This window comes from Mycetocola zhujimingii (genome assembly GCF_003065425.1).
Taxonomy (GTDB): Bacteria; Actinomycetota; Actinomycetes; order Actinomycetales; family Microbacteriaceae; genus Mycetocola_A; species Mycetocola_A zhujimingii.
Map to the genome: position 1 here is coordinate 2,456,522 of NZ_CP026949.1, position 11,061 is coordinate 2,467,582.

The window sequence follows — 11,061 nt, forward strand, 5'->3', positions numbered from 1 at the left end:
TCCTCTTACTTTCTACCTACGCCACGCCGAGCAGCGAGAGATAGGACTTCCATAGCGCGGTGCCAAAGAAAATGCCGGTCCAGGCGCCGATGAGCATCCATGGCCCGAACGGAATACCGCTCTTGCGGCCCGCCTTGCGCGCGAGCAGGAGCCCGGTCGCGAACAGCCCGCCGAAGAAGAACGCGGCAAATGCGCCGACAAACAAAGCACCCCAACCGACGAAGCCGAGGTACAGTCCGAGCACACCGGCGAGCTTGACGTCGCCGAATCCCATACCGCCGGGGTACAGCATCGCCATGAGGAAGTACGCCAACCACAGCGCCGCCATCCCGATACCCGCCCGAATCAGCGAGTCAAAATCCGAATTCAGGATGCCGACGGCCGCCAGCAAAACTCCGCCGACGAGGTAGCTCGGCAAGACGACTGCGTTGGGAAGCTTGTGCGTATCCAGGTCGATCAGCGCGAGAGCGACGCTGACGCCCGCAAGCCAGAGAAAAGCGACGAGCACGAGCACGTTCGCGACGATGCCGCTGGTCGAGGTCGCAGACGCGCTGGAATACAGCCACCACCACACGGCAACGACAGCGAAGAAGACACCGACGCCTGCTTCCACGAGCGGGTACCGCGCCGAGATGGGCTCTTTGCAGCTCCGGCACTTGCCCCGGAGCGCGAGCCATGACAGCACAGGCACGTTGTCGTACGGCTTGATTTCGGAGCCGCACCCCGGGCACGCGCTCGGTGGCGCGACGACGGACATGCCGTTCGGCACGCGGTAGACGACCACGTTGAGGAAGGAGCCGACGAGGAGGCCGAAAATGCCGACCGCGACAGCGAGAAACGTCAGCGGAATGCTGAACTCGGCGGGGGTCATGGGGTCGACCCGTCAGCGTTGAATGCCGTGCCAACACTTCCGATCTGACTGACACCGTACGTCGTCGACGTCGGCGAAAGAAACTTGGGTGGTGCCGTCGTTCGCAGTCGTCGGTCATAGTGGTAGCTCTTGTCATAGCCGGAGCTGCCCGTAGTCGCCACAGGCCCACGGAATACTTGCGCGATGGCGCCATTCACCGTGAGCGTGCCGCGCTTACTTGAGCCCTTGTCGTAGTTTTGAACAGAGAACGAGTTCGTCACGGCGAGGAGTGCAGCATTGATCGTCCGATCCTGCCCCAGTGCGAACTTCGACCTTTCACAGGTCGTGGTGTACCTCCCGTTCCTCACTTCATATTGGGTGCACTCGATCGGGTTCCAGACCCAGATCGCGTTGGCGACCAGGCCCAGAATGTCCGTCCCGGCATCCGTATAGGTGAGATCGCCCACGACGTAGGCATAGTTTTGCGCAGCGATCGTCATGGCCCCTTTGAGCTGTCCGGCCACGTAAACGTCACCGTTGCGGCACCCATAGTGGGCGGGCTTAACGGCCGCGGGCGCAACCTCGTTTTTCATCGGGTACTGGGAGACGGTGCTGTCTGACGAGAACACCCATCCGCCTTTCGTCGTGTTGGAATCCCCGTTGGAGCACACAAAATTCGCCGGATAGGTACCCGGCTGGGTGTAGTTCTTGTCGGTGTCGACAGACGGCACACTTTGCACGTAAAGGAGGTTCTGATCGACGACATCGATAGTCGCGCCTGTGGCCGACCCCAGCCCACCGGGTTCTGTTCCGGGCCTTCCGCATTGGTCCGGGTTAGATCCGACCGCGGAGTCGTCACCGGCGGTGTTCGTGAATTGCGTGTATGGCGACTTAACCGTCATCTTGCCCGTCGCCCCGTTGAGGGAAATCTGGGTGGGTCCGGTGTAGAGGCATCCAGGCCTGGGGACGTCCTGCTTCAGGTCGGACCGCGTCTCGCGTTTCATTTCCGCGTTCGTGGGCGGCATCCCGATGGTCTGGCTGGTCTTCGGGGCACCGGCATCGAATACGGGATTCGAGCAGGCATTTTCGTAGTTCTTCGGCGTCTTGTTGTTGGCAGTGGTTATTTCGCCCTTAAACCGTCCGCACAGCCGGAGCGTGTCGTTCGAGTGCATGGGGCCATCCATGACGTCAGTGGAAGAAAACTGAATGGTGTCGCACGAGTTCCCTGCCTTCCAGCTGTAGGTCGGTGTGCAGCTTTTACCACCCTGGCTCGGATCTCTGACTTCGTAGTCGGTGAAATACAAGAAGTCGATAAAACCCTTCTGCTTGAGATCGGCGACTACGGTCCTGGTCGCCGTCCCGACCCGCCCGGTTGAACGAATGGTTAGCACCCCGTTCGCCGTGTATTTCGAATTGTCGACCTCGTAGCGAAAAGAGGCTCGATCGTCGCTACCGGGAACTGTGCCCCACGTTCCGGCGACTCCGCTGCCGAAGGCCGGATTCTCCGGACTCGTCGGAAGAGTGACGGTGCTTCCGGAGGCCGACGAAAAAGCGGATGCTGGATTGCCGTACTTGCTGTACGTGCTGTCGTTTGCGAGCCGGTTCTGGTATTCGTCGACCCCCGCGTACGCCGCTGCAAGGGCAGCATTCCAGTCTTCGCTCGACTTCGAGCTACGCGCGCCGCTGACGGCGATAGTGACGGCTGTCGTCGCCACCATCATCATCACCGCTCCCAAGACGATGACCATGACGAGGGCTGCTCCGCTTTCTCCCCTGAGCCGCAAGAATCGGCCGACGGCATGTCTCATTCTGCACTGACCTCTCCGAGGTTAGGTACGCCGACGATGTTCTCAAGTTCGATGATCTGCCCCTTCGCGCCGCCCTCGGCTTCGACGCGCATCGTGATCAATACCGAACGGACTTTTCCGAGGTTCGGAGCTGACAATTGATTCCCGGCGCTCATCTCGATCGGATTCCTCTTCTCGTCGAGATAGGTGAAGAGAGGCCGCTCCTCGTCTTTCGGGATGAGCAACGAACCACTGAGGTTCCGAGAAGTCATCGCGGCGTCTGCCGGCCAGGAGAAATATCCGTCTGTCACCTTTGCCGTCCACCGTTGTTCTATGAGCTGGCGCTTGGCATTAACTGTGAACTTCACTTTCACCGGAGAGAGCGACAAACCAGACCCGCCCAGAATCGAATGGATCGTCAAGGATTCGGGGCCTCCAGCAACGAAGGCCGCGAGGGGGATGATGTTGTTCTTCACGGGAACAGTCGAACCGTTTCGAATAACGAGAGCCAGATCATTCATCGCATTGGACGCCGTCTTACTACTGGCGTCGATTCCCCGGCTCATGGTCGCGGCATTGGTCAAGCTGATGAGGAGGGCGGCGACGACGGTGGTCACTATGGATAACAGCACCATCGCGATGATGAGTTCGATGAGAGAAATCCCGCGATCACGCTCGGCCGCCGCGCGCGCGGCGAGGACAGCGACTCGCTTTCTGCTGGTCATCACGGGAGCGCCGTGCGCGGATCGAGAGTGAACGTCTTCGAGCCGGGCGGCGGCGGCGTCGAGGTGCGAACGGTCACCCGCGTTGTGTCGAGGGCCGTGGGATTAGTCCCGTTGGACCTCGGACTCGTATACAACTTCCAGGTGCCAAACGGCAGACCCACCGTTACTGTCTTATTCGTGCCCTGCGGAATCACCGTGTCTCCGAAAGAATATGTGACGGCATCCGTGCAGGCGGGCTGGCCACTGGCCGACACTTCCGGCGTCGTGATTCTCTCGGCGAAGAGGTACCGCTGTTCGGAATCTCCGGTGATGGAGACCACGCCGATGGGTACCGTAATAGCAGTGCTCGCCGGCGGCTTGGCCGCGACGAGGTTCGGCAGTTGCCCTACTCGCGGCGGCGTGGCGGTCTCGTCGTCGACCCAGGAGGTGGGATCGACGACCATACACGATTCCTTTGCCGCGGGCGCACCCGCTTCCTCAATCGTTTCGGGCATGAATGCGCCCGCGATCATTTGGTACCCAGCGCCGGCTGGAAAGAGGTTCATCGTCGACGACAGCGCTCGCACTACGGGAGGGCCTCCGCCGAGCACGCTGACCTCCATGTTTGTTGGGATCTTGATGGCGCCCGGCAAGGGCGCAGCCGGAGTGGGCGTGGCGGCATACGTGACGGAGTATCTCGCGGCGGCGTCATACGCGAACGACGCCGACGTCGATTGGCCCTTCAGCACGGTGACGACGCTCTCAGGGGTGGGGTTGTGGAGGTTGTCAACACTCCCCGTCTTCTCGAGCTTGACCGTGTACGTTCCCGGTACGACTTTGAGCAGGTAGCTGCAGCCGTCGGCGTCGGTCAGCGGAGGAGTCTCTGTGATCGCACCGCCCTCCGAGGTCTGCGTTGCGGTGACCTTCACGTCGGGGGTCCCCGCGCCGGCAGCGTTCTTCACAGAGACGAGGATCGTGCCCGTTGTGGGTTCATTGATCCTGCTCCCCGGTGTGAGGATGGTGTCCGCCCGAACTTCGGTCGACATATTCCCTTGCCAGGTAACGGTCACATTGACGCGTTTGTATTGCAGCGCCCCGCCTGCGCTGTCGCAGCGCACATCGGTGCCCGCCGTCGAAATCCAGGAGGTCGAACGGTTGATGGTGAAGCGGGTGCCGTCCACTTCCCTCTCATACGTTTCCGTCAGCACGTCGAAGACGTCGTCGAGCGATCTGACGAAGTCAATGTCACTGGCAGCGAGGTTGGTGGCTACGACCCGCGCGCGCGACCCCGAGGTCGTGGAGAGAACACTCGTGATAGACATCGACACGCCAACGGCGATGACCGCGAAGACCATCATCGCAACGAGGAGTTCGATGAGCGTCATGCCGCCTTCGCGACGCTCACTCGGAAAATGAGAACGGATTCGGTGCACAGCTATCCCTCCTTCGAGTAGGGCGCCTGAGGGGATTGCGGGACGGGTGCATAAGGAAAATAAGCGAGGGCGCCGCCTCTCGGCGACGCCCCACCCTCTCAAGCTGCTAGCCAGCGGTGGTGCCAGTGCAGGGCCCGGACTCTACTCCCGACGAATCGGTTACGTGGAACTTCTTGCCGTCCGTCCCCGTACGCGCCCCTTCGATGCAGAACGCTGGGCTTGCGGAGGTAGGAATCTTCTTCAACGTGAGTGAGCCGGTTTCCTTGCTCTTGGTGAGACCAAGCTTTGCGAGCTCCGCACCAGCCCCGGTGGTTGCCGCTGGATCCAGCGAGGTGGCCGTGAGTGCAGCCGCGCCATTGGTCTGGTACGCGACAACGGCGATCTTCGCGTTGGTCAGGTCCGACTGCACAGCGCTGTCCTTGGCATTCTCCTGAACACCCATGTAGATCGGGATGGCGATTGCGGCGAGGACGCCGATGATGATGACGACGATCAGGAGCTCGATCAGGGTGAAGCCCTTTTCCTTCTCCTGAATGGCCTTGTAGCGAGCCGCGAGCGCGGCGTTGATGCGAGAAACCATGAGGCTTTCCTTCTGACTAAGCGGTACTGATTTATGGGTCGGAAAGCCCGGTGGCCCCCCGTCTCTGACCTTACGTGAAGGAAACACTCAGGTTGGACACGCGAACAGGGGTGACTTGAGCATTTCGCCACCCCAGAGCGGGGGCGGTTGCACGTTAAGCTGAGTGAATCTCAGTTATTGCATCAGTGTGGCGATGTTGAAGACGGGCAGGTACAGCGCGACGATCATGCCGCCGACGACGATCCCGAGGAAGGCGATGAGCAGCGGCTCGATCAGCGACGTGAGGCTGTCGGTCATGGTCTGCACCTCCTGGTCATAAAATTCAGCGATCTTCTCGAGCATCTGCTGCATCGCCCCGGAGTCCTCGCCGACGGCAACCATCTGCACGACCATGGGCGGAAAGACGTCCTCCTCGGCCATCGGGCCCGCGATCGACTTGCCCTGCCGCACCGAATCCGAGACCTTCTTGAGCGCCTCCTCGATGACATAGTTGCCGGACGTCTCACCGACGATCTGAAGCGACTGCAGGATCGGCACGCCAGCCCCGATCATGTCTGCGAAGTTGCGCGAAAATCTCGCAACGGCCAGCTTCTTCATGAGCAGGCCGAAGACCGGCATCTTGAGCTTCAGCGGGTCGAGGAACTTGCGCACACTCTCGTCGTTCTTGTGCGACTTCCACCACGCGGTGCCGGCAATGGCGAGTACGAGGATCAATGGCCCGAGCCAGATCATTTGCTCGGAGAGCGTGACGAGGATCTGGGTCGGCAGGGGCAGGGTTCCACCCATCCCTTCGAACATGTCCTTGAACACCGGCACGATGAAGATGAGCATTCCCGCGACCGCGAGAACCACCATCCCGACAACGACCACCGGGTAGGTCATGGCGCTCTTGATGCTGTTCTTGAGCGCCGCTTCCTTCTCGAAGTTCGTCGCGACAGTGTCGAGCGCCTTATCGAGGAACCCGCCGGTTTCCCCCGCCTTGACCATGTTGATCATGATCGGCGGGAAATCCTTGTGGTGCTTGCGCATGGCATCCGACAGCGACGACCCGATCTCCACGTCGTCGCGCACGGTGCCGAGGATCTTCGCCAGAGGCTTCGACTCGGTCTGATCCGCCAGGATCGTCAGAGTCTTCATGAGCGACAGGCCCGCGCTGGCCATCGTCGACATCTGCCGGCTCATGATCGCGAGGTCCTTGAGCCCGATGCCCTTCGAGAACCCCGGGATGGTGATCTCTGTACTCAGCCCCGTGCCATCCGGAGCGGCCTCAATCGAGACCGGTGAGAGTCCCATCGAGCGGAGTCGCGTCGCAACGGCGGACTCGCTCGATGCCTCGACTTTGCCCTTGACGATCTTGCCCGCTGCGTCTCGTCCCTTGTAGGCATAGGCGAGGGTGGTTGGCACTTACCGCTCCAACCTGTTCGAGAACGAATCGCCGAAATCGATGTCAGACGCCTGCATCGCGCGAGTCGATGCCTCTGTCGGCGACTGAACACCGCTCAGCATCCGCGAGAAGCCCTCTGGGTCGTGTGCCTTGGCCTCGGCGGCCTGACGGGTCACCCGACCCGCGTTGACGAGCTCAGCGAGGTGCTGGTCCATCGTGTGCATGCCGAGTTCCTTACCCGCCTGCATCGCCGAGAGGATCTGGTACGTCTTGCCCTCGCGGATGAGATTCGACAGCGCCGGCGTAATGACCATCACCTCGGTTGCGACCACGCGGCCCGATCCGCTCGCCTTCGGCACGAGCGTCTGACAGACGACGCCCTGCAGCACTCCGGACAGCTGCGTGCGCACCTGGTCCTGCTGGTGCGACGGGAAGACGTCGATCACACGGTCGATCGTCTGCGCGGCATCCTGCGTGTGCAGCGTCGCGAAGACGAGGTGGCCGGTCTCGGCAGCGGTCAGCGCCACCGAAATCGTCTCGAGGTCGCGAAGCTCACCGATGAGGATGACATCCGGGTCCTGACGCAGCACGTGTTTGAGCGCGTTCGCGAAGCTGTGCGTGTCTGCACCGACTTCACGCTGGTTGACGATCGACTTCTGGTTCTTGTGCATGAACTCGATCGGGTCCTCGACCGTCACGATGTGGTCGGCACGGGTGCGGTTCACGAGGTCGATGAGCCCGGCAAGCGTTGTCGACTTACCCGAACCGGTCGGACCGGTTACCAGTACCAGACCGCGCGGCAACGCCGCGAAACGGCTCACAGAGTCAGGCACTCCGAGGTCGCTGAGGCGCTTGATCTCGGTCGGGATCAACCGGAACGCCGCCCCGATCGCCCCTCGCTGCATGTAGTAGTTCACACGGAAGCGGCTCTCCGCGCTGAGCGTGTGCGCGAAGTCGAGTTCGAGATGCTCGTAGAACGTCTCGCGCTGCTTGTCGGTGACGATGGCGGCAAGCTCCGCCGTCACCTTGTCGCGCGTCCATGGCGCTGCACCGTCGATCGGCGTGAGCCCACCGTTGACGCGGATCATCGGCGGTGCGTCGGCAGTGATGTGCAGGTCGGATGCCCCGAGGGCGACGACAGCGGAGAGCGCCTCAGCGAGCGAGATCTCAGCTTCTGCCTGGGGTGCGGTCTGCTCACCACCGTTTCGCTCGGCGCGCGCTGCTGCGGCGGCCTGGGCCATCCGGTTGGCCTCACTCCGCGTCATCGGCTTGGCGGCCTGCGGAATCGGCGTAGCCATGGCTCCGGACGCAGACAGGGACGGAGACGCATCACTGAACGGCAGCCCCGCGCGCGGCGCGAAAGGCGGCGTGAGCTCGTCAAAGACGTCGATGCCCGTAGAGTCCGAGTCGGAGGTCGCGTTGCTGGGCGCAGGATCCGGTGTGGCCGCTGCGGGGACACCAGTACTGGCATCCGTTCGCGGCTTGATTCCCGGGGTCCAGCCGCCGACGTTCGCGCCAGGTGGCAGGATCGGAATCTCATAGATTGGATCGCTCAAGCGTCACTCCCTCAAATGTGCTTTCTGCTGTGTGATACCCGGATCCGGCACATGCCGCCCCGGCCCTGCCGGCGTCGCTATACGACGACCCGCAGGATCTCCTCGAGGCTCGTGAGCCCCATGGTCGCTTTGGTGTACCCGTCTTCGCGGAGCGTGAGCATCCCCTGCTCACGAGCCACCCTCCCGATGTCCGCACTCGAGGCGCGGGCAACGGCCATCCGTTCGATCTCTTCCGAGATACTCATGACCTCGTGGATCGCGAGGCGACCGCGGTAGCCGGTGTTCGAGCACTGGTTGCAGCCCACGGGCCGGAAGATGCCCGGCATCCGCCTGCTTACCTCGACCTGCGGGAACTTCATCCGCTGCAGGTCATCGGCCGAGTGCTCCGCCGGCGCCTTGCACCGGTCGCAGAGCCGACGGGCGAGTCGCTGGGCGACGACGCAGTCGAGGGCAGAACCGACGAGGAAGGGTTCGATGTCCATCTCGGTCAGCCGGACGACGGCACTCGGCGCGTCGTTGGTGTGCAGGGTCGACAGCACGAGGTGGCCGGTGAGTGACGCTTCGATCGCAATCTGCGCGGTTTCATGGTCACGGATCTCGCCGAGCAGAACCACATCGGGGTCTGACCGCAGGATCGACCTCAGCGCACTCGCGAAGGTGAGCCCGGCTTTGGGATTGACCTGCACCTGGTTGATGCCAGCCATCCGGTACTCGACGGGGTCTTCAACGGTGATGACGTTGATCTCGGGCCGGGCCACGGTGTTGAGCGTTGAGTAGAGCGTCGTCGACTTTCCCGAACCGGTCGGACCGGTGACGAGGATCATGCCGTACGGCTTCGTGTACGACGCCTTGTACGCCTCGAAGTTTCGGTCTAGCAGCTGCAGGTCGCGCAGATCGAGGCTCGTGTTCGAGTTGTCGAGAATACGCATGACGACTTTCTCGCCCCACACGGTGGGCAGTGTCGCAACGCGCAGGTCGATCTTGCGCCCGCCGTGCATCACCGACATCCGGCCGTCCTGAGGCTTGCGCCGCTCGGCGATGTCGATCTCGCTCATGATCTTGAGCCTCGAGATCACACCGTTCTGGATGCTCTTGGGCGCGCTCTGCATCTCATGGAGCACGCCGTCGATGCGGTATCGCACCCGGAGTTCGTGTTCGCCGGGTTCGATGTGAATATCGGAGGCGCTGTCCTGGATCGCCTGCGAAACGAGCAGGTTGACGAACCGCACGATCGGCGCATCGTCGTCGCCGTTGTCCGCGAGCCCGAGTCCGGCATCCTGTGGCGCTGACTCCTCCTCGAGGGTGCTCGTCAGGTCGTTGAGCTCATCATCGGCACGAAGGTACCGATCGATGGCGGCGAGGAGATCCCCCTGCTCCGCCTGCACCTTCTCAACCCGCAGATGGGTTGCCGCGCGTACGTCATCGATCGCGAACACATCACCGGGCGTGACCATCGCGAGTTGAAGTACACCGTCGACGAGCCCGATCGGCAGCACCGAGTGGCGGCGGCAGAGCGTGGCAGGAACGAGGGCGACGGCCGTGCGGTCGACCGGGTACTCGAGCAGCTCGACGAAGCCGATCCCGGCCTGCGTTGCCCGTGCCCGCGCGAGTTGCACCGGGGTGACCATCTTCTGTTCGAGCAGCGCGCTGAGCGCAACCTCGTCGTCGGCCTGGTTGCGGCTGACCCGCTCGAGCTGGTCGAACGGCAGGATCCCCTGGAGGATCAGCGTCTCCATGATGGATGGCACGAAGATCACCTCCGGATCGTGTCAGGGCTTGGCAGCCTTGTTACGTTACAGGCCACAGTCGCATCGGCCACAGTCCCCCGTTGGGGATTCCGCCGCCCCCGTTCGCGTGACGCGTGTTGTCGTCGACGCTGCGAGCTATCCCCAGAGGGTCGCCACAATGTCCTCGGTGTAGCCCGCGATCTCAACCTGGGTCCAGTGCGTCGAGACCCATCCGTTCCCGCGGAAATAGTGCGACTCGCCCGCCGGGCCATATTCGCCCGTGTCGTCGGTCCACAGGATCGTGCAGTGCGTGCCACCCATCCAGTCCGCGCAGGTATGACCGTCAGCGGTGAGCGCTTCGATCGCCCCGGCACGCTGACCCTCGTCGACGATATTCACGGCGGACCCGATACCGACCTCGCTCGCCACCCCCCAATCGCAGTCGATGGATGGCAGGGATTCGCGAATCGACTCCGCTTTCTCCGACTTGGTCGGAGGAGTACCCGCGAGGGTTTCATCGTTGAGCGGCATACCGGAAACGTTGAGACTCTCGAAGAACGTGGGGCTGTAGACCTCAGAACACTCCGACGGCAGCGAGATCGCGTCAGGGCCTTCTGCCGTCGGCGTCGGCGTAGGCGTAGGCGTCACGCTCGGAGTCGGCGTGGCGGTCGCGGTGGGCGTCTCCGTCGCTGTCGCCGTCGGCGTCGGTGACGCCTCACCGCCGGTCCCCGCATCGCCACGGGTGGCCCAGAACACGACCAGGGCAATTACGACGGCGACCGCGAGCCCAACCGAAACCCACAGGATAAGGCGCCGGCGTCGTCGCCCGTCATCCACCGACACGGGCGTTTCATCACCGGGGATCCCGAACTGGTCCGACATGGCTGTCCTTTCACGAGGCAGGGTCCCCCACAAACTATCGGGAAGCCGACCCCTCACTCCGCAACGACCGGTCACGATTCGGACACGCATCACAACGGATGCCGTCGCGTGCGTCGTTCATGCGGCCGGAGGCATCCGTTAACGACGAAAGGCCCCGA

At 62.7% G+C, this 11,061-nt stretch carries 9 protein-coding genes; all 9 read right to left on the reverse strand.

The genetic code is table 11. From position 1 onward, the window contains the following. Nucleotides 1–16: 16 nt before the first annotated feature. A complete protein-coding gene (locus C3E77_RS11770; protein ID WP_108391810.1) occupies nucleotides 17–871 on the reverse strand; it encodes a prepilin peptidase in 855 nt (284 codons plus the stop codon). After that, a complete protein-coding gene (locus C3E77_RS11775) occupies nucleotides 868–2,598 on the reverse strand; it encodes a hypothetical protein (protein WP_234031198.1) in 1,731 nt (576 codons plus the stop codon). Before C3E77_RS11775 ends, C3E77_RS11770 begins: the two co-directional genes overlap by 4 nt. A gap of 56 nt (nucleotides 2,599–2,654) precedes the next feature. Further along, the gene (locus tag C3E77_RS11780; RefSeq protein WP_108391812.1) at nucleotides 2,655–3,362 is read right to left on the reverse strand and encodes a PilW family protein; all 708 of its coding nucleotides are present in this window, start codon (nucleotides 3,360–3,362) and stop codon (nucleotides 2,655–2,657) included. Beyond that, a complete protein-coding gene (locus tag C3E77_RS11785) occupies nucleotides 3,362–4,774 on the reverse strand; it encodes a prepilin-type N-terminal cleavage/methylation domain-containing protein (protein WP_418288043.1) in 1,413 nt (470 codons plus the stop codon). Before C3E77_RS11785 ends, C3E77_RS11780 begins: the two co-directional genes overlap by 1 nt. Nucleotides 4,775–4,880: 106 nt before the next feature. Then, a complete protein-coding gene (locus C3E77_RS15770) occupies nucleotides 4,881–5,354 on the reverse strand; it encodes a prepilin-type N-terminal cleavage/methylation domain-containing protein (protein WP_108391814.1) in 474 nt (157 codons plus the stop codon). A gap of 174 nt (nucleotides 5,355–5,528) precedes the next feature. Further along, the gene (locus tag C3E77_RS11795; RefSeq protein ID WP_158270298.1) at nucleotides 5,529–6,758 is read right to left on the reverse strand and encodes a type II secretion system F family protein; all 1,230 of its coding nucleotides are present in this window, start codon (nucleotides 6,756–6,758) and stop codon (nucleotides 5,529–5,531) included. Next, nucleotides 6,759–8,294 carry a type IV pilus twitching motility protein PilT gene (locus C3E77_RS11800; RefSeq protein WP_269467311.1) on the reverse strand — a complete coding sequence of 512 codons (1,536 nt, stop codon included), beginning with the start codon at nucleotides 8,292–8,294 and terminating at the stop codon, nucleotides 6,759–6,761. 77 nt (nucleotides 8,295–8,371) lie between these two features. Further along, a complete protein-coding gene (locus C3E77_RS11805) occupies nucleotides 8,372–10,042 on the reverse strand; it encodes a GspE/PulE family protein (RefSeq protein WP_108393308.1) in 1,671 nt (556 codons plus the stop codon). Between the two features lie 135 nt (nucleotides 10,043–10,177). Next, complete coding sequence (locus tag C3E77_RS11810) at nucleotides 10,178–10,903, reverse strand: hypothetical protein (RefSeq protein ID WP_162924997.1); 726 nt, start codon at nucleotides 10,901–10,903, stop codon at nucleotides 10,178–10,180. Nucleotides 10,904–11,061 lie beyond the last annotated feature (158 nt).

Excerpts from the sequence above, each read along its gene's own strand:
- C3E77_RS11770 (WP_108391810.1), bottom strand. The coding sequence starts at position 871 with ATGACCCCCGCCGAGTTCAGCATTCCGCTGACGTTTCTCGCTGTCGCG.
- C3E77_RS11775 (WP_234031198.1), bottom strand. The coding sequence starts at position 2,598 with ATGGTCATCGTCTTGGGAGCGGTGATGATGATGGTGGCGACGACAGCC.
- C3E77_RS11780 (WP_108391812.1), bottom strand. The coding sequence starts at position 3,362 with ATGACCAGCAGAAAGCGAGTCGCTGTCCTCGCCGCGCGCGCGGCGGCC.
- C3E77_RS15770 (WP_108391814.1), bottom strand. The coding sequence starts at position 5,354 with ATGGTTTCTCGCATCAACGCCGCGCTCGCGGCTCGCTACAAGGCCATT.
- C3E77_RS11810 (WP_162924997.1), bottom strand. The coding sequence starts at position 10,903 with ATGTCGGACCAGTTCGGGATCCCCGGTGATGAAACGCCCGTGTCGGTG.